Origin of the sequence: Mesorhizobium sp. M0062 (assembly GCF_040323125.1) — a bacterium.
GTDB lineage: Bacteria > Pseudomonadota > Alphaproteobacteria > Rhizobiales > Rhizobiaceae > Mesorhizobium.
This window is the reverse complement of sequence record NZ_JAMYUO010000001.1, coordinates 441,063-458,337: the sequence shown is the minus strand read 5'-3', so window position 1 is coordinate 458,337 and position 17,275 is coordinate 441,063. Positions and strand designations below refer to the sequence as shown.

Annotated in this window: 15 protein-coding genes and 1 tRNA gene; 12 read left to right on the top strand and 4 right to left on the bottom strand. The window is 64.1% G+C overall.

The annotated features are described in order from the left end of the window. Window positions 1–43: 43 nt before the first annotated feature. The 3 genes from NKJ64_RS02085 (at window position 44) to NKJ64_RS02075 (ending at window position 4,432) form a co-directional block, all read left to right on the top strand. Window positions 44–2,416, top strand: coding sequence for an aldehyde dehydrogenase family protein (locus tag NKJ64_RS02085; RefSeq protein ID WP_352461884.1), 2,373 nt, complete (start codon window positions 44–46; stop codon window positions 2,414–2,416). Between the two features lie 292 nt (window positions 2,417–2,708). Further along, the gene (locus NKJ64_RS02080) at window positions 2,709–3,440 is read left to right on the top strand and encodes an SDR family oxidoreductase (protein ID WP_023695912.1); all 732 of its coding nucleotides are present in this window, start codon (window positions 2,709–2,711) and stop codon (window positions 3,438–3,440) included. Window positions 3,441–3,586: 146 nt separating this feature from the next. After that, window positions 3,587–4,432 (top strand): fumarylacetoacetate hydrolase family protein, encoded by an 846-nt coding sequence (locus NKJ64_RS02075; RefSeq protein WP_352461883.1) that lies wholly within the window; start codon window positions 3,587–3,589, stop codon window positions 4,430–4,432. Between the two features lie 81 nt (window positions 4,433–4,513). On the opposite strand, the gene NKJ64_RS02070 is transcribed toward NKJ64_RS02075, so the two are convergent. Beyond that, a complete protein-coding gene (locus NKJ64_RS02070; RefSeq protein WP_023683546.1) occupies window positions 4,514–5,533 on the bottom strand; it encodes an LLM class flavin-dependent oxidoreductase in 1,020 nt (339 codons plus the stop codon). Window positions 5,534–5,873: 340 nt separating this feature from the next. Between NKJ64_RS02070 and msuE the strand changes: the two genes are divergently transcribed. Genes msuE through NKJ64_RS02045 form a run of 5 tightly spaced genes read left to right on the top strand, consistent with a single transcriptional unit; the run spans window position 5,874 to window position 10,569 of the window. Next, entirely contained in the window at window positions 5,874–6,431 is a 558-nt protein-coding gene (gene msuE, locus NKJ64_RS02065) for an FMN reductase (RefSeq protein WP_023671307.1), read from the top strand. A 58-nt stretch (window positions 6,432–6,489) separates the two neighbouring features. Beyond that, entirely contained in the window at window positions 6,490–7,866 is a 1,377-nt protein-coding gene (locus tag NKJ64_RS02060) for an LLM class flavin-dependent oxidoreductase (RefSeq protein ID WP_023746531.1), read from the top strand. Between the two features lie 24 nt (window positions 7,867–7,890). Then, a complete protein-coding gene (locus tag NKJ64_RS02055) occupies window positions 7,891–8,739 on the top strand; it encodes an ABC transporter permease (protein WP_023703675.1) in 849 nt (282 codons plus the stop codon). A 42-nt stretch (window positions 8,740–8,781) separates the two neighbouring features. Then, a complete protein-coding gene (locus NKJ64_RS02050) occupies window positions 8,782–9,780 on the top strand; it encodes an ABC transporter substrate-binding protein (protein ID WP_023732650.1) in 999 nt (332 codons plus the stop codon). A gap of 24 nt (window positions 9,781–9,804) precedes the next feature. Further along, entirely contained in the window at window positions 9,805–10,569 is a 765-nt protein-coding gene (locus NKJ64_RS02045) for an ABC transporter ATP-binding protein (protein ID WP_023671311.1), read from the top strand. A 48-nt stretch (window positions 10,570–10,617) separates the two neighbouring features. Here NKJ64_RS02045 and NKJ64_RS02040 read toward each other — a convergent pair whose 3' ends face one another. The 3 genes from NKJ64_RS02040 to NKJ64_RS02030 form a co-directional block, all read right to left on the bottom strand. Beyond that, window positions 10,618–11,007, bottom strand: coding sequence for a hypothetical protein (locus tag NKJ64_RS02040; protein ID WP_023683541.1), 390 nt, complete (start codon window positions 11,005–11,007; stop codon window positions 10,618–10,620). A gap of 102 nt (window positions 11,008–11,109) precedes the next feature. Continuing rightward, window positions 11,110–11,185: transfer RNA gene (locus NKJ64_RS02035), tRNA-Ala, on the bottom strand. Between the two features lie 173 nt (window positions 11,186–11,358). Then, a complete protein-coding gene (locus tag NKJ64_RS02030) occupies window positions 11,359–11,751 on the bottom strand; it encodes a TIGR02300 family protein (RefSeq protein ID WP_023683538.1) in 393 nt (130 codons plus the stop codon). 206 nt (window positions 11,752–11,957) lie between these two features. Between NKJ64_RS02030 and aroA the strand changes: the two genes are divergently transcribed. The 4 genes from aroA to NKJ64_RS02010 all read left to right on the top strand — a co-directional run bounded on the left by aroA (window position 11,958) and on the right by NKJ64_RS02010 (window position 17,185). Next, window positions 11,958–13,316, top strand: coding sequence for a 3-phosphoshikimate 1-carboxyvinyltransferase (gene aroA / locus NKJ64_RS02025; protein WP_023829348.1), 1,359 nt, complete (start codon window positions 11,958–11,960; stop codon window positions 13,314–13,316). 258 nt (window positions 13,317–13,574) lie between these two features. After that, window positions 13,575–14,219 carry a (d)CMP kinase gene (gene cmk, locus NKJ64_RS02020; RefSeq protein ID WP_023826651.1) on the top strand — a complete coding sequence of 215 codons (645 nt, stop codon included), beginning with the start codon at window positions 13,575–13,577 and terminating at the stop codon, window positions 14,217–14,219. Between the two features lie 204 nt (window positions 14,220–14,423). Then, the gene (rpsA, locus tag NKJ64_RS02015; RefSeq protein ID WP_023671316.1) at window positions 14,424–16,121 is read left to right on the top strand and encodes a 30S ribosomal protein S1; all 1,698 of its coding nucleotides are present in this window, start codon (window positions 14,424–14,426) and stop codon (window positions 16,119–16,121) included. A gap of 242 nt (window positions 16,122–16,363) precedes the next feature. Further along, window positions 16,364–17,185 carry an MOSC domain-containing protein gene (locus tag NKJ64_RS02010; RefSeq protein WP_352461881.1) on the top strand — a complete coding sequence of 274 codons (822 nt, stop codon included), beginning with the start codon at window positions 16,364–16,366 and terminating at the stop codon, window positions 17,183–17,185. Window positions 17,186–17,275 lie beyond the last annotated feature (90 nt).

Below are 17,275 nucleotides of genomic sequence, written 5' to 3'. Positions count from 1 at the left end.
GGCGCCACAGAGCGCCTGCCAAGACGATTATCTGGAGCGCGTCATGAACATTCTCGAACGCTATCACGCCATGGAATACGGCCCGGCGCCGGAAGCCCGCACCGAGGCCGATGCCTGGCTTGCCGGACGCGATTTCGGCAAGGCGCTGTTCATCGACGGCGGCTGGAAGGCAGCAGGCGGCGGCAAGACCTTCGAGACCAGCGAACCCTCATCCGGCAAGCTGCTGGCCAAGATCTCCGATGCCGGCGCCGCCGATATCGACGCAGCCGTCGCCGCAGCCACCAGGGCCTTACCGAAATGGTCGGCATCCTCGGGCTACCAGCGCGCAAAAGTGCTTTACGCCATTGGCCGCGCGATGCAGCGTCATCAGCGCCTGTTCGCAGTGCTTGAGTCAATCGACAACGGCAAGCCGATCCGCGAAAGCCGCGACATCGACGTGCCGCTGGCCATCCGCCATTTCATCCATCATACCGGCTGGGCACAGGCGCTGGACAAGGATTTCCCAGGCCACAAGGGTGTCGGCGTCGTCGGCCAGATCATCCCATGGAATTTCCCGCTGCTGATGCTGGCCTGGAAGATTGCGCCGGCGCTCGCCGCCGGCTGCACGGTGGTGCTGAAGCCGGCCGAGTTCACGCCGCTCACCGCCATCCTGTTTGCCGAGATCTGCGAGCGTGCCGGCGTGCCCAAGGGCGTCGTCAACATCGTCCAGGGCGGGCCGGAAGCGGGCGTCGCCATCGTCAACCATCCCGGCATCCAGAAGATCGCCTTCACCGGCTCTTCGGAGGTCGGCAAGATCATCAGGAAAGCCACGGCTGGATCGGGCAAGAAGCTGTCATTGGAGCTTGGCGGCAAATCGGCCTTCATCGTCTTCGAGGACGCCGATCTCGACAGCGCCGTCGAAGGACTGGTCGACGGCATCTGGTTCAACCAGGGCCAGGTCTGCTGCGCAGGCTCGCGGCTTCTGGTGCAGGAAGGCATTGCCGACGCGTTGATCGCAAAGGTCAAGGTCAGGATGAGCCGGCTTCGCGTCGGCAGCCCGCTCGACAAGAACACCGATATCGGACCGCTGGTCGACTTGACGCAACTGGACCGCGTCAAGGGTCTGGTCGCCGAAGGCGCCAGACAGGGCGCCGTCTGCTGGCAGCCCGACGCGGTGCTGCCGTCTTCCGGCTACTACCACCTGCCGACGCTCGCCACCGGTGTTTCGCCGGCAAATATATTGGCGCAGGAAGAGGTGTTCGGTCCGGTTCTGGCCACCATGACCTTCCGCAACACCGAGGAAGCGATCGAGCTTGCCAACAACACGCGCTATGGGCTGGCCGCCTCGGTGTGGAGCGAAAACATCAACCTCGCGCTGCATGTCGCGCCGCAGCTGAAGGCCGGCGTCGTCTGGGTCAACGGTACCAACATGTTCGACGCAGCCTGCGGCTTCGGCGGCTACCGCGAAAGCGGTTTTGGCCGTGAAGGCGGCCGCGAGGGCATGTTCGAATATCTGTCGGTGAAACTGCCGCTTGGTCCCGTGATCAAGCCGGCGACCTCTTCGGCGCAGCCGGTCGAGCAATCGGATGGCGGCGCCATCGATCGTACGGCCAAACTGTTCATCGGCGGCAAGCAGGTGCGGCCCGATGGCAATTATTCGCTTTCTGTCGCCACTGCCAGGGGCAAGCTGGCCGGCGAAGTCGGTCTCGGCAGCCGCAAGGACATCCGCGACGCCGTTGCCGCCGCCCGCGCCTGCAAGGCGTGGCCGGAGGCGACCGCCTACAATCGTTCCCAGGTGCTCTACTACCTCGCCGAAAATCTGTCCGGCCGTACCGGCGAATTTACCGCACGCTTGACCGAACTGACCGGCGCCAACGCCAAGGCCGCGCGGGAGGAAGTGGAACAATCGATCGAGCGCCTGTTCCTCTATGCCGGCCTTGCCGACAAGTATGAGGGCAGGGTGCATCAGCCACCGGCCCGCGCCGTCACGCTCGCTTTGCACGAGCCGGTCGGCGTCCTCGGCATCGTCGCCCAGGACAGCGCGCCGCTGCTCGGCTTGATCTCCCTGATCGCACCTGCGCTTGCCATGGGCAACACCGTGGTGGCCGTGCCGTCGGAAAAATACCCGCTGCTCGCCACCGATCTCTACCAGGTGATCGAATATTCCGACGTTCCGGCAGGCGCCATCAACATCGTCACCGGCCGCAGCGCCGAACTTTCCGGCGTGCTGGCCAAGCATGACGATGTCGACGGGCTCTGGCTGTTTGCCGATGCCGACACTTGCGCCAAGGCGGAGGCCGATTCCGTCGGCAATCTCAAGCGCGTCTGGACCGGCAACGGCCGCAGCCTCGACTGGGCGTCCGACGAGGCCGCCGGCGATGCCCTGCTGCGCCGCGCCGTCGAAGTGAAGAACGTCTGGGTGCCATACGGCGACTAATGCCGCCTGAAATGCGCTGTGCTTGAGCGAACCATGGCAACGTGACTCGTTGCCCGGTTGTCATACATGTTGTTGCATCAGAGCAAGCGATGTGCATTACATCAGCCGTCGCGAAGGTGATCGCGTTCGGGCTTGACGCCCGGACGTGTGTTCTTTAACCAGAAAAAACATTTGTTATTTTGGACTGATGGATTGTGCAGGCCGCATAGTCGCGCCTGTCTGGCACAGGACGCCCTGGTCAGCCCGCATTAAATCGGGCCGGGAAGTGGCCAAAGAGGGCGAGGAGAAACGCATGGCGGATCTGGCAGGCAAGGTCGTTGTCGTCACGGCGGCGGCGCAAGGCATCGGCAGAGCGAGCGCTCTGGCCTTCGCCAAGGCAGGTGCCATCGTGCACGCCACCGACATCAACGAGGCGCTGCTGGCCGAACTCGCCAAGACCTCCGGCATCAAGACCCGCAAGCTCGACGTTCTCAACGACGATGCGGTGGCATCCGGCTTCGCCGAAATCGGCCGCGTCGACGTGCTGTTCAACTGCGCCGGCTTCGTCCATTCCGGGTCCATCCTCGAGATGAAGGATGCCGATCTCGACTTCGCCTTCAACCTCAATGTCCGCGCCATGATCCGCACCATTCGGGCGGTACTGCCCGGCATGCTGGAGCGCGGCGATGGCTCGATCATCAACATGTCGTCCGTCGCCGGCGCCGGCAAGGGCGTGCCCAACCGCTTCGCCTATGGCGTCTCCAAGGCGGCCGTGATCGGTCTCACCAAGGCGGTTGCCGCGGACTATGTCGCCAAGGGCATTCGCTGCAACGCCATCTGCCCCGGCACTGTCGAGAGCCCGTCGCTGCAGGACCGCATGCATGCGCAGGGCGATTACGAGGCGGCCCGCGCAGCCTTCATTGCCCGCCAGCCGATGGGCCGTCTCGGCACGCCCGAGGAAATCGCCGACCTTGCCGTCTACCTCGCCGGCGCCACTTACACCTCGGGGCAGGCCTATAATATCGACGGCGGCTGGTCGATCTGAGCATAGTCTCGATACGAAGGTTCCGGGTCGACCAGTCCTAAAGTCCGGCTTGCCCCAGGTCGGATCCGTTAGCCAGAGTCGGCCAGTCCTCGTCGCTTTGGCAGAGTGAGTTGAAAACGGCCTTGGGCCGCAATTTGGAGAGCAAGATGAAACTGCTGCGCTATGGCGAGATAGGGAGCGAACGCCCCGGCCTGCTCGATGCGGATGGAACGATCCGCGATCTTTCGGGTCATGTCGCCGACATTGCCGGCAAGGCGCTCGATCCGGCATCGCTCGAGACATTGTCGAAGCTCGATCCGAAGTCGCTGCCGGTGGTTTCCGGCAAGCCGCGCCTCGGCGCCTGCGTCGCCGGCACGGGCAAGTTCATCTGCATCGGCCTGAATTATTCCGACCATGCCGCCGAAACCGGCGCCACCGTGCCGCCGGAGCCGATCATCTTCATGAAGGCGAGCTCGGCCATTGTCGGCCCCGACGATGATGTGCTGATCCCGCGCGGCTCGGAAAAGACCGACTGGGAGGTTGAACTCGCCGTGGTCATCGGCAGAAAAGCCAAATATGTCAGCGAGGCCGATGCGCTGGATTATGTCGCCGGCTATGCCGTTGCCCATGACGTGTCCGAGCGCGCCTTCCAGGCCGAGCGCCAGGGCCAGTGGACCAAGGGCAAGAGCTGCGACACGTTTGGTCCGACCGGGCCGTGGCTTGTCACCAAGGACGAGGTTGCCGATCCGCAGAACCTCAAAATGTGGCTGACGGTCAACGGCAAGACGATGCAGAACGGCTCGACCAGGACCATGGTCTACGGCGTCGCCTATCTCGTTTCCTATCTCAGCCAGTTCATGTCGCTCCACCCCGGCGACATCATCTCCACCGGCACGCCACCCGGCGTTGGGCTGGGCATGAAGCCGCCGGTGTTCTTGAAGGCTGGCGATGTGGTGGAACTGGGCATCGAGGGGCTCGGCCAGCAGAAGCAGACCTTCAAGGCGGATGCCTAGCCGCCTCTTCCCTTAGAGCGTTTCACCGTTTGCCGGCGAAACGGTCTATCTCTTTGTTTGCCCGGCGGCTGGCGCCTCTTGTCAGCGCCAGCCGAGAGCTGGCGCGACGTGCTTCAGGATCGCCTCGATGACGTGGGCGTTGTACTCGACGCCGAGCTGGTTGGGGACGGTCAGAAGCAGCGTGTCGGCCTCGGCGATCGCTTCATCCTCTTTCAGCTGCTTGACCAGCACATCGGGCTCGGCGGCATAGGAGCGGCCGAAGACGGCAAGCTTCTCAGGCTCGATATAGCCGAAATGATCTTCGCTGCTGCCGCCGCCGAAATAAGCGCGGTCGCGGTCGTTCACCAGCGCAAAGATGCTGCGGCTGACCGACACGCGCGGCTCGCGTGTATGGCCGGCTTCCTTCCACGCCGCACGATAAGCGCGGATCTGTTCGGCCTGCTGGATGTGGAGCGGCTGGCCGCCCTCATCGAACTTCAGCGTCGAACTTTGCAGGTTCATGCCGAGCTTGCCCGCCCATTCGGCGGTGGCGTTGGTAGCGGCGCCCCACCAGATCCGGTCGCGTAGGCCGGCCGAGAACGGCTCGAGCCGCAGCATTCCCGGAGGATTGGGGAACATCGGCCGCGGATTGGGTTGCGCGAAACCTTCGCCGCGCAGCACGTCCAGAAACACCTCGGCATGGTTGCGCGCCATGTCGGCATCGCTTTTGCCGTCCTGCGGCACGTAGCCGAAGTAGCGCCAGCCGTCGATCACCTGCTCCGGCGAACCGCGGCTGATGCCAAGCTGCAGCCGGCCACCGGCGATCAGGTCGGCAGCACCCGCATCCTCGGCCATATACAGCGGATTCTCATAGCGCATGTCGATGACGGCGGTGCCGATCTCGATGCGGCTGGTGCGGGCGCCGACCGCGGCCAGAAGCGGAAACGGCGAAGCGAGCTGGCGGGCAAAATGATGGACGCGGAAATAGGCGCCGTCCGCGCCCAGCTCCTCGGCGGCGACGGCCAGGTCGATCGACTGCAGCAGCGCGTCGGACGCCGAGCGCGTCTGCGATTGCGACGAGGGCGACCAATGGCCGAAGGAAAGAAAGCCGATCTTTTTCATGCGCGCATCCTGTTCTTTGATTGCAGTTGCCTACTTCATCGCCCACGCGATCGGGTTCAATCGACACTCACACAACGCAGTGTCAATGCCGCCGGCCCTTGACGGTTTCGCGACGATACCCATCAGTGCGCAAAGGACCAAGGCCATGGTCCCCGGCGATGCCTTTCGCGACCGCGTCAGCATCTGCCGCGGCGCTTTTGGGGCCAAATGAACCAACCAAAGGCGATGTACCGCAAACTCCATTCGCTTCAGAGCCCGGTTTTGAAATCTTCTCGCTCATTTAATTCTACAAAATCGGTAGGCTTAATGCGGATAGTGCGTTTGCGAGAAGGAGCCTCGGATGTCAAAAAAGCTGGTGGTGGGGTGGTCCGGCAACCTGACCCGTCCGTCCAAGACGAAGGCATTCGTCAGCCACATCGCCGGTGAGGTGGCGAGCCGGGCCGGCTCGGCTTTGAGCGTTTTCGACATCGAGGATCTCGGCCCGTCCTTTGCGCCTGCAAGACAGCTTGGCGATCTCGATCCGGCGGCGCGCGGTATTATCGAGCAGCTGCTCGGCGCCGACGTGCTGGTGGTCGGCTCCCCGACCTTCAAGGGCAGCTACACCGGGCTGTTCAAGCACTTCTTCGACCTGCTCGACCCGTCGTCGCTGCGCGGCAAGCCGATCATCCTGGCGGCAACAGGCGGCGGCGAGCGTCATTCGCTTGTCGTCGAACACCAGTTGCGGCCGTTGTTCGGCTTCTTCGAGGCGCAGACCCTGCCGACCGCGATCTACGCCTCGGACAAGGACTTTGCAGATGGCGTGCTGGTGTCAGAGGCAGTCAAGGCGCGAGCCCGGCAGGCGGTCGCTGAGGCATGCCGGGTGGCCGGCGTGCCCTACAGCGTCGTCCTTGCCGCCTGAAAACCAACGATCCGCGACGCAATATTCCATCCCGCATAGACCAGAAGGACGCCTGCAAATGACTCGAGCCAGCAAGTCCGATAGCAAACCGCGGCAGATCAAGCTCGGCGCCTTCCTGCCCGGCGGCGGACAGCATATTGCCGCCTGGCGTCATCCCGATGCGCCGGCCGACGGCGCCACCAATTTCGAGTTCCACAAGCAACTGGCGCTGACCGCCGAGCGCGGCCTGTTCGACGCCTATTTCCTGGCCGACAACCTGACCGTCGGCCTCGGCGCCCGCGAGGGCGGCAATGCCAAGATCGCCGGTTTCGAGCCGGTGACGCTGTTTGCGGCGCTGGCGCCGCTGACGACGCATCTCGGCTTCATCGCAACGGCGTCCACCACTTATGAGGAGCCTTACACGCTGGCGCGCAAATTCGCTTCGCTCGACCTGTTGTCGAACGGCCGCGCCGGCTGGAACGTGGTGACCTCGGCCGGCGACGAAACGGCACGCAATTTCAACCGCGACGTCCAGCCCAGCCATGCCGAGCGCTATGCCAGGGCGCATGAGCATGTCGAGACGGTCAAGGCGCTGTGGGACAGCTGGGAGGATGACGCCTTCATCCGCGACAAGCAGTCGGGCCGTTTCTACGACAAGGACAGATTGCACGACATCGACCACAAGGGCGAGCATTTCAGCGTCAAGGGTCCGCTCAACGTGCCGCGCCCGGTGCAAGGACATCCGGTTGTCGTACAAGCGGGGCAGTCGGAAGACGGCCGTGGGCTTGCCGCGCACTCGGCCGAGGTCATCTTCACGGCCCATCAGAAGCTCGAGACGGCGCAGGAATTCTACCGCGACATCAAGGCGCGCGTGGCTGAAGTCGGCCGCGATCCCGACCAAGTGCTGATCATGCCGGGCGTCGCGCCCTTCGTCGGCCGCACCGAGGACGAGGCCCGCGCCAAATACCAACAGCTCAACGACCTTATCCTGCCCGAGGACGGTGTTGCGCTCCTCAACGGTCTTGCCGGCCAGACGCTCGACATCAGGGGCTATCCGCTCGACGGCCCGTTGCCGCCGAGCAAGGAAACCGAAGGCATGAAGAGCCGCCAGGCGCTGATCCGGCAGATTGCCGACGAGCACAATTTCAGCATCCGCCAGCTTTACCAATGGGTAGCGACGGCGCGCGGCCACTACACCATCGTCGGCAGCGTCAGGCAGGTCGCCGATCAGCTGGAGGAATGGTTCACCAGCGACGCGGCCGACGGCTTCAACATCCTGCCGCCCTGGCTGCCCGGCGCGCTCGACGATTTCGTCGACCTGGTCATTCCCGAGCTGCAGCGGCGCGGCCTGTTCCGCACGGCTTACGAAGGCCGCACGCTGCGCGAGAATCTTGGCCTCAGGCGCCCGGAAAATCCATGGACCGTCGCCCGCTCGACCGTCCTTGCCGCCGAATGACCTTGGCATCGGAGGGGTGAAGCAATGACGTTGCAGCACATCGATCGGCAAATCACGGTTCGCCGCGGTGGTGGCGAAACCGGGCTCGGCACCGACTTTCTGCGCCTCGGCGGCCGGGCTGCTGTTCGCTTCCTGAAGCGCTACGGCGTGCTTGCCGGCTTCCTGGCGCTCTGGCAGGTGGCGAGCAGCGTCGGATGGGTCAACGCGGCGGTGCTGCCGCCGATCGACATGATCGTCGAAGCGCTCTGGAAGGGGCTTGCCGGCGGCAGCCTGCTCGGCGACATCGCCATCAGCCTGCAGCGCGCCGGCATCGCCTTTGCCGCAGCCGTCGCCGTCGCCATTCCGCTCGGCCTGTTCATGGGCCAGGTGCGCCCGGTCGAAACCGCGCTCGATCCGATCCTGCAGGTGTTCCGGCAGACGTCGGCGCTGGCGCTCTATCCGGTGTTCATCCTGCTCTTGGGACTTGGCGAGACCTCGAAGATCTTCGTCATCTTCTGGGCGACGCTGTTTCCGCTGCTGCTCAATACCACCAGCGGCGTCAAGGAAGTCGATCCCAAGCTGCTTGAAATGGCGCAGGTCTATGGCGCGAGCCGGCTCACCGTGTTTCGCCGCGTCGTACTGCCGGGCGCCGTGCCGTCGATCTTCGTCGGCTTGCGGCTGAGCGCCACCACGGCGCTGCTGCTGCTGATCGCGTCCGAGATGATCGGTGCCAACAAGGGCATCGGCTTCCAGGTGATGAACGCGCAGTACAATTTCCAGATCCCGCTGATGTTTGCGGCAATCGTCATCCTCGCCGGGCTTGGCCTGATCGCCAACCAGGCATTGGTCACCCTGCAGCGGCGGCTCTGTCGCTGGAGCAATCCTGTCAACTGAGCAGTCCGCCCCTCACCGTTTACCTCCAGGAAGGACCCGATCATGAAAATCACCCGCCGTTCGCTGCTTGCCGGCGCGCCGCTTGCCGCCGGCCTCATCGCCGCCGGCCTGCCGCGCATGGCCTTTGCGCAAGCCGCAGCCGTCAAGTTCCGCTACCTCGCCAGCCGTGGCAGCATCTCCCCGCACGAGCTGGCCGACGAGCTTGGCTACTTCAAAGGGCTCGGCGTCGAGCTGGAGAATGTCGGCTATTCCTCGGGCGGACCGGAATCGCTGTTTGCGCTGTCTTCCGGCAGCGTCGACATCGGCTCGGCCGCCACCGCGGCGGTGATCAACTCGATCTCCGGCGGCAACGACTTCGTCGCGGCGTATCCGAGCAACGGCATCAACAAGGATGTGAAGAGCGTCTTCTACGTGCTGGAAGACAGCCCGATCAAATCGATCGCCGACATTGCCGGCAAGACCATCTCGGTCAACACGCTCGGCGCTCATCTCGACTATACGGTGCGTGAGGCCCTGCACAGCGTCGGCCTGCCGCCGACCGCCGCCAACCTCATTGTCGTGCCCGGCCCGCAGCTTGAGCAGACGCTGCGCTCGCGCCAGGTCGACATTGCCGGCCTCGGCTACTGGCAGGCGACCTTTGCCGGCGCGCTGGTCGCCAACGGCGGCGTGCGCGGCGTGTTCGACGACACCCAGGTGCTCGGCGAACTCGCCGGCGGCTTCGTCGTACTCAGGCGCGACTTCATTGCCGCCAACCCGGATGCGGCGCGCAACTTCGTCGAACAGTCGGCGCGCGCCTCGGACTGGTCGCGCCAGAACCCGGACGAAGCCCGCAAGGTGCTGGCCACTATCCTCGACAAGCGCGGCGAAAACGGCGATCTCGCCCGCTACTGGACCGGCTTTGGTCTGCGCGAAGGTGCGCAGGCGACCGATCGCGACATCGACTTCTGGGTCGCGGTGCTGGAGCGCGACGGCCGTCTGGCCAAGGGCAAGCTGAAAGCCGCCGACATCCTGTACCGGCCCGGCGAAACCAAGATCAACTGAGCTTTGAAATAGCTGAGAGACAAGATGGCCGGTTCCAACCGTGGCGGAGAGGTCTCGATCCGCGACCTGTCCAAATCCTTCAGCCTCGGCGGGCGCCAGCTTGCCGTGCTGCGGACGCTCAACCTCGACATTCGTTCGGGGGAATGCCTGGTCATCGTCGGCGCCAGCGGCTCCGGCAAGACCACGCTGCTGCGTATTCTGGCCGGGCTGGAGGCGGCCGACAGCGGCGGTGTCGCGATCGACGGCCAGCCGGTGCATGGCGTCGGCGCCGAGCGTGCCGTGATTTTCCAGGAGCCGCGGCTGCTGCCCTGGCTCAGCGTGCTCGGCAATGTCGCCTTCGGCCTCGAAGTGCGTGGCGTTCCCAAGAGACAAGCCGAGGAACGCGCCCGCTTCTACGTCGCACTGGTCGGCCTTGCTGAATTCGCCGATGCTTTTCCGAGCCAGCTTTCCGGCGGCATGGCGCAGCGCGTCGGCATCGCCCGGGCGCTCACCGTGCAGCCCGAGATCCTTCTGCTCGACGAGCCGCTGGGGGCGCTGGACGCCATGACCAAGATAGGCATGCAGGAGGAACTGGCGCGCATCTGGAGCGAGGAGAACGTCACCATGGTGATGGTCACCCACGATCTGGAGGAGGCGATCTATCTTGCCGACCGGGTGCTGATCCTGCCCAAGGAGAAAGGCGGCGCGGCGCGGTTGATCGACATCGACCTGCCACGCCCGCGCGAGCGCAGCGAGAGCCGCTTCGTGCGCTATCGCGAAGAACTGCTGCGCGAATTCGGCCTGCACTGATCGGGGAAGGGGCCAGCCGTGGCTCCCCCGGAAGATTAGCTCTCGCGATTATTGCTTGGTGAACGTGCCCGTATAGGTTCGGTCGGCAAGCCCATAGGTGACGGCCAGCGTTCCGTCCGCCTGAATGACCGCGCTGACGTCCGCGCCATTGGGAAGGCGCCGCAGTTTCAACGTGTTGCCGAAAATCTTGCCTTCGCCGTCGGCCACGCCCGGTTTGTTGTCGGCGACATCGCCCCAGGCATAGGTGGCGGTGACATTGCCGCCGCGCGTAATCGTCAGCACGGCGAGCTTGCCGTCATACATCCCGTCCAGCTGTCCGCCCCATATGCCGGAAAACGCGACATATTTGGCCGGGACGCCTTCGCCGGGCGGCATAACCCGCACGGATGGATCGAGGACCGCCGCACCATCAGGAGCAGAGATCGCGGCAGGGGCCATGGGCTGAGGTGCGGGCGCTGGCGGCGGCGATGATGGTTCAGGCGCCGACTGGCAGGCGACAAGCATGAATGCCGCGAAACCGAGCGTCGGAAAGAGACTGTTTGGTGGAGCCAATCGGGATCGAACCGACGACCTCTTGAATGCCATTCAAGCGCTCTCCCAACTGAGCTATGGCCCCACTCCGGCAGTCAGCCGTCGCCGTTGCCGGCGAGAGGTCCGGCGCGGGTTTCAGGACCGCGCCGTTTAGTGCAGGCGGCTTCTAACCCCGCCTTCCCTGAAGATCAAGCCTTCGAGGCCCGCTTTTTCATCATAGCCCGTGAACGCCGCTAAATGCATGCGTTCGAAGCGTTCCTAGACTTCGTCGTCGTCGTCGCCGACGCCGATCATGTCGGCGACGTCGTCGTCTTCTTCCTCTTCGTCGGCAAGGAAAGTATCGTCCTCATCGTCGCCTAGATCGACATCGTCCTCGTCGTCGCCCAGGTCGGGAAGCTCGTCGCCCGCCTTGACGTCTTCGTCGGCCTCTTCAAGCGAGACGACTTCAACGCCTTCTTCTTCCTCGGCGTCCACTTCCTTCTCGGCCACTTCCTCTTCCTCTTCGAGGGCGGCGATCTTGCCGTCCTCGAAATAGGAACGCGGATACGTCTTGCCCGTATAGGGCGAGACGATAGGGTCCTTGTTCAGGTCGTAGAATTTTCGGCCCGTTTCAGGGTCGACACGCTTTGTGCCAAGTTCGTTTTTTGCCACGTCAAGCCTCGTCAGTAAAAGAGTGGTCCCCTTAACCACAGTTTACCGCGCTGTCAAAGCGAAAAGCCGGCGTCACAAAACCAAGCACTGAAAGGCCTCGCGCCAAGCGACGACCATGGGGATGACCATTCGTGCCCGCCGTGATACGAGACCGCCGCAACAAATGAAAAGCGCCGGTGCGCCGGCATTCGGTCCAGGGAAATTCCATGTCTCACGCCGCCGCTGCCAAGCCGGCCACCGCCCGCAAATCATCCGCCCTTTCCGGCACCGCTCGCGTGCCGGGCGACAAGTCGATTTCGCACCGTTCCATGATGTTCGGCGGCCTTGCCTCCGGCGAAACCCGCGTCACCGGCCTGCTCGAAGGCGAGGATGTGATGCGCACGGCGGCCGCCATGAAGGCGATGGGCGCGCATATCGAGAAGCGCGGCGCCGAGTGGGTGATCCGCGGCACCGGCAATGGCGCGCTGCTGCAGCCGGAAGGCCCGCTCGATTTCGGCAATGCCGGCACCGGCTCCCGCCTCACAATGGGCCTCGTCGGCACTTACGACATGGAAACGACCTTCATCGGCGACGCATCGCTGTCGGGACGGCCGATGGGCCGCGTGCTCGAACCCTTGCGCCAGATGGGCGTGCAGGTGCTGAAGGCGACGCCGGGCGACCGCATGCCGATCACGCTGCATGGGCCGAAACACGCCGCACCCATTACCTACCGCGTGCCGATGGCCTCGGCGCAGGTGAAGTCGGCCGTGCTGCTGGCAGGCCTCAACACGCCCGGCATCACCACCGTGATCGAACCGGTGATGACGCGCGATCATACCGAAAAGATGCTTAGGGGATTTGGCGCCAATCTCTCGGTCGAGACCGACGAGCGCGGCGTGCGCCACATCTTCATCGAGGGCCAGGGCAAATTGACGGGGCAGACCATCGCCGTGCCCGGCGACCCCTCCTCGGCCGGCTTCCCGCTGGTCGCGGCACTGATCGTGCCGGGTTCGGACATCGTCATCGAGAACGTGCTGATGAACCCCACCCGCACCGGCCTGCTTCTAACGTTGCAGGAAATGGGCGGCCAGATCGACATCTTGAACCCGCGCAATGCCGGCGGCGAGGATGTTGCCGATCTGCGCGTGCGCTACTCCGAGCTCAATGGCGTCACCGTGCCGCCCGAGCGGGCGCCGTCGATGATCGACGAATATCCGGTGCTGGCGGTTGCCGCGAGCTTCGCCGAGGGCGAGACGTTGATGCAGGGGCTGGAAGAGCTGCGGGTGAAGGAATCCGACCGACTGGCAGCGGTTGCCAATGGGCTGAAGCTCAACGGCGTCGACTGCACCGAAGGCGAAGCTTCGCTCGCGGTGCGCGGAAAGCCCGGCGGCAAGGGGCTGGGCGGCCATCCCAATGGCCAGGACACGACGGTGCAGACGCATCTCGACCATCGTATCGCCATGAGCTTCCTGGTGATGGGGCTGGCAACGGAAAAGCCGGTAACCATCGACGACGCCGCCATGATCGCGACGAGTTTCCCGGAGTTCATGGGTCTGATGACGGGGCTCGGTGCGGAGATCGGGTAGGTTGATGCCAAGCGCAAAGCAAGCAGAGATGTCGGCGGGACAGCGCCCCCCTCTGTCCTGCCGGACATCTCCCCCTCAAGGGGGGAGATCGGCCGTCACAGCGGCTTTCGCCAGTTTTCGAAATTGCAGGAAAGAGTGGGGCGCAGAAGCTTCTGATCTCCCCCCTGGAGGGGGAGATGTCCGGCAGGACAGAGGGGGGCGCGAAGGATCGCGGCGTCTGTCTTTTTCATCGAGCCTTTCGATCGTGTTGGCCCGCCAATGACCTTCACCATCGCCATCGACGGTCCCGCCGGCGCCGGCAAAGGCACGCTGGCCCGACGTCTGGCCGACCACTACCGCCTCAACCTGCTCGACACCGGCCTCACCTACCGCGCCGTCGCCTATGCGTTGATCCGGCACGCGCTGCCACTCGACAATGTCTCGGCAGCCGAAACCGCCGCACGCCAGGTCGATCTGGCAAAGCTCGACCGTGCGGTGCTGTCGGCGCATGCGGTTGGCGAGGCGGCCTCGAAGGTCGCGATTTACCCTACCGTCCGGCGCATCCTGGTCGAAAAGCAGCGCGATTTCGCCAGGACACCGCCAGGCGCGGTGCTCGACGGGCGCGACATCGGCACGGTCGTGTGCCCTGACGCCGACATAAAACTCTATGTGACGGCGAGCGCCGAAGTGCGGGCGCAGCGCCGGCTGGCCGAGATCGAAAGCATCGGCGGCACCGCCGATTTCGCCGAAATCCTTGCCGATATTGTGCGCCGCGACGAGCGCGACATGGGCCGCGCCGACTCGCCGCTGAAGCCGGCGGCGGACGCGCACTTGCTTGATACCTCCGAAATGGCTATAGAGGCCGCGTTTCTAGCGGCCAATGCGATCATCGACGACGCCCTGGCCAAGAGAGACAAAGCCTGATCCAGGGTTTTCCCGCTCCACCGATTGCCGGAAGCGAAGAAAATACCCATATCGGGCACGAACCAGCCTGCCAGCATTCTTCATGCGCCGGAATTGCCGCTTAGGCGGCCCAGGGCTTTTGTAGCCCGGAACGCCGGCAGGCCAACGCAACGCTAACCCACGGCGCCCGTCCCGCTTCAGATGCGGGGCACTCCAGGAGAAAATATGTCAGCTGCAAATCCCACTCGCGACGATTTCGCGAGCCTGCTCGAAGAATCATTTACCACCGGTCACTCCGGCGAAGGTCAGGTCGTCAAGGGCACGATCCTGGCGATCGAAAAAGACATGGCCATCATCGATGTCGGCCTCAAGGTCGAAGGCCGCGTGCCGCTGAAGGAATTCGGCGTCAAGGGCAAGGACTCGACGCTCAAGGTCGGCGACACGGTCGAGGTCATGGTCGAGCGCATCGAAAACGCGCTGGGCGAAGCCGTCCTGTCGCGCGACAAAGCCCGCCGCGAAGAGAGCTGGGTCAAGCTCGAAGAGAAGTTCACCAAAGGTGAGCGCGTCGAAGGCGTCATCTTCAACCAGGTCAAGGGCGGCTTCACTGTCGACCTCGACGGCGCCGTGGCCTTTCTGCCGCGCAGCCAGGTCGATATCCGCCCGATCCGCGATGTCTCCCCGCTGATGCACAACCCGCAGCCCTTCGAGATCCTCAAGATGGATCGCCGCCGCGGCAACATCGTTGTGTCGCGCCGCACCGTGCTCGAGGAAAGCCGCGCCGAACAGCGTTCGGAAATCGTGCAGAACCTCGAAGAGGGCCAGGTTGTCGAAGGCGTCGTCAAGAACATCACCGATTACGGTGCGTTCGTCGACCTCGGCGGCATCGATGGCCTGCTGCATGTCACCGACATGGCGTGGCGCCGCGTCAACCATCCGACCGAAATCCTCAACATCGGTCAGACGGTCAAGGTGCAGATCATCCGCATCAACCAGGAAACCCACCGCATCTCGCTCGGCATGAAGCAGCTCGAGAGCGATCCGTGGTCCGAGATCGGCACCAAGTTCCCGATCGGCAAGAAGATCAAGGGTACCGTCACCAACATCACCGACTACGGCGCGTTCGTCGAGCTGGAGCCGGGCATCGAAGGCCTCATCCACGTTTCGGAAATGTCGTGGACCAAGAAGAACGTGCACCCCGGCAAGATCCTGTCGACGACGCAGGAAGTCGACGTTGTGGTGCTCGAGGTCGATCCGGCCAAGCGCCGCATCTCGCTCGGCCTCAAGCAGACGCTGGAAAACCCGTGGCAGGCTTTTGCCGCGAGCCATCCGGTCGGCAGCCAGGTCGAGGGCGAGGTCAAGAACAAGACCGAGTTCGGCCTGTTCATCGGCCTCGAAGGCGACGTGGACGGCATGGTGCACCTTTCCGACCTCGACTGGACCCGTCCGGGCGAGCAGGTCATCGAAGAGTACAATCGCGGCGACATGGTCAAGGCGCAGGTGCTCGACGTCGACATCGACAAGGAGCGCATCTCGCTCGGCATCAAGCAGCTGGCCAAGGACACGGTCGGCGAAGCCGCGACTTCAGGCGAACTGCGCAAGAACGCTGTCGTCACCTGCGAAGTCACCGGCATCAAGGATGGCGGTCTGGAAGTGCGGCTGGTCGACAGCGGCATCGAGACCTTCATCAAGCGCAACGACCTCAGCCGTGACCGTGACGAGCAGCGCCCCGAGCGCTTCTCGGTCGGCCAGAAGCTGGACGCCCGCGTCATCGCCTTCGACAAGAAGACCCGCAAGCTGCAGGTCTCGATCAAGGCGCTGGAAATCGCCGAAGAGAAGGAAGCCGTCGCACAGTACGGCTCTACCGACTCCGGCGCTTCGCTGGGCGACATCCTTGGCGCCGCGCTGAAGAAGCAGGGCAGCTAAGCCGCTTCGCGCGCAGCGCGTAAGCCGCTTCGCGCAAGCTAGGCCTCGGCTGCGCCTCGCGCGCAGCCTGAACAAGAAAACCCGCGGGCCGCAAGGCTCGCGGGTTTTTCATGCTCGGCTGCGCGATTGGCACAAGACTAAGACCGTGCAACCCCTTCAATTCCGCACGCGCGGTTGTAGGCTCGGCCGTCGTTGCAGACGTAAACACGGAAGGCCCTTCGGGCAACAGAGAAGCATGCGGGATGAAGGTCGTCGAACTCTATCGCTATCCGGTCAAGAGCCTGCGCGGCCATGCCGTGCCGAGCGCCGACATCGAGACAATGGGCATGGAAGGCGACCGCCGCTGGATGGTCGTCGACAAGGATGGGCAGTTCCTCACCATTCGCCAGATACCTGATATGACGACGATCGACGTCGAGCATCGCGAAACGGGCATCCTGTTGAAACATGACAGGCATGGCTCGCACTTCGTCGAGGCTGCGGCTCCCGGCACCGCGCTCCGGCAAGTCAAGATCTGGAAGGATATGGCTGCCGCGCGGCCGGGCGATCCGGCCGCCGGCGCCTATCTCTCGGCTATTCTTGGCCGGCCCGTCGATCTCGTCTATTTCGACGATCCGCAAAACCGGCCGGTCGATGCGGAATTCGGCCAGCCCGGCGATTTCGTCGGCTTTGCCGACGGTTTTCCGCTGCTGATCGCAACGACAGGCTCGCTGAACCATCTGAACAGCCATCTTGCCAGGCCCATCGAGATGGCGCGGTTCCGGCCAAACATCGTCGTCGACGCAGAAGGCGCATGGTCTGAAGACAGCTGGAAGACGATCCGCATCGGCACGGTGGAGTTGCGGATCGCAAAGCCCTGCTCGCGCTGCGTCATCACCACCCGCGATCCGTTGAGCGGCGAGCAGCCGGACCCGCGCGAGCCGTTGCAGACGCTTGGCAAACTCCACCGCTCCGCCAAGGGCGGCATCATTTTCGGCCAGAATGCCATTCCCAACAACGCCGGCACGATCGCCATCGGCGACGCAGTCGAGGTCGTGGAAGCGGGGGTCTCGAACCTGACGTAGTCGCAGCCCTTCTAATGCCGTGGAGGCGTCGGCGGGTCGCCATGATTGAATGGCCAACCTCCGCTGTAGATCAGGCGAGGTCGGCAAAGG

Excerpts from the sequence above, each read along its gene's own strand:
- NKJ64_RS02060 (WP_023746531.1), top strand. The coding sequence starts at position 6,490 with ATGACTCGAGCCAGCAAGTCCGATAGCAAACCGCGGCAGATCAAGCTC.
- msuE (WP_023671307.1), top strand. The coding sequence starts at position 5,874 with ATGTCAAAAAAGCTGGTGGTGGGGTGGTCCGGCAACCTGACCCGTCCG.
- NKJ64_RS02045 (WP_023671311.1), top strand. The coding sequence starts at position 9,805 with ATGGCCGGTTCCAACCGTGGCGGAGAGGTCTCGATCCGCGACCTGTCC.
- NKJ64_RS02080 (WP_023695912.1), top strand. The coding sequence starts at position 2,709 with ATGGCGGATCTGGCAGGCAAGGTCGTTGTCGTCACGGCGGCGGCGCAA.
- NKJ64_RS02085 (WP_352461884.1), top strand. The coding sequence starts at position 44 with ATGAACATTCTCGAACGCTATCACGCCATGGAATACGGCCCGGCGCCG.
- rpsA (WP_023671316.1), top strand. The coding sequence starts at position 14,424 with ATGTCAGCTGCAAATCCCACTCGCGACGATTTCGCGAGCCTGCTCGAA.
- NKJ64_RS02050 (WP_023732650.1), top strand. The coding sequence starts at position 8,782 with ATGAAAATCACCCGCCGTTCGCTGCTTGCCGGCGCGCCGCTTGCCGCC.
- NKJ64_RS02010 (WP_352461881.1), top strand. The coding sequence starts at position 16,364 with ATGAAGGTCGTCGAACTCTATCGCTATCCGGTCAAGAGCCTGCGCGGC.
- cmk (WP_023826651.1), top strand. The coding sequence starts at position 13,575 with ATGACCTTCACCATCGCCATCGACGGTCCCGCCGGCGCCGGCAAAGGC.
- NKJ64_RS02055 (WP_023703675.1), top strand. The coding sequence starts at position 7,891 with ATGACGTTGCAGCACATCGATCGGCAAATCACGGTTCGCCGCGGTGGT.
- NKJ64_RS02040 (WP_023683541.1), bottom strand. The coding sequence starts at position 11,007 with ATGGCCCCTGCCGCGATCTCTGCTCCTGATGGTGCGGCGGTCCTCGAT.
- NKJ64_RS02070 (WP_023683546.1), bottom strand. The coding sequence starts at position 5,533 with ATGAAAAAGATCGGCTTTCTTTCCTTCGGCCATTGGTCGCCCTCGTCG.
- aroA (WP_023829348.1), top strand. The coding sequence starts at position 11,958 with ATGTCTCACGCCGCCGCTGCCAAGCCGGCCACCGCCCGCAAATCATCC.
- NKJ64_RS02075 (WP_352461883.1), top strand. The coding sequence starts at position 3,587 with ATGAAACTGCTGCGCTATGGCGAGATAGGGAGCGAACGCCCCGGCCTG.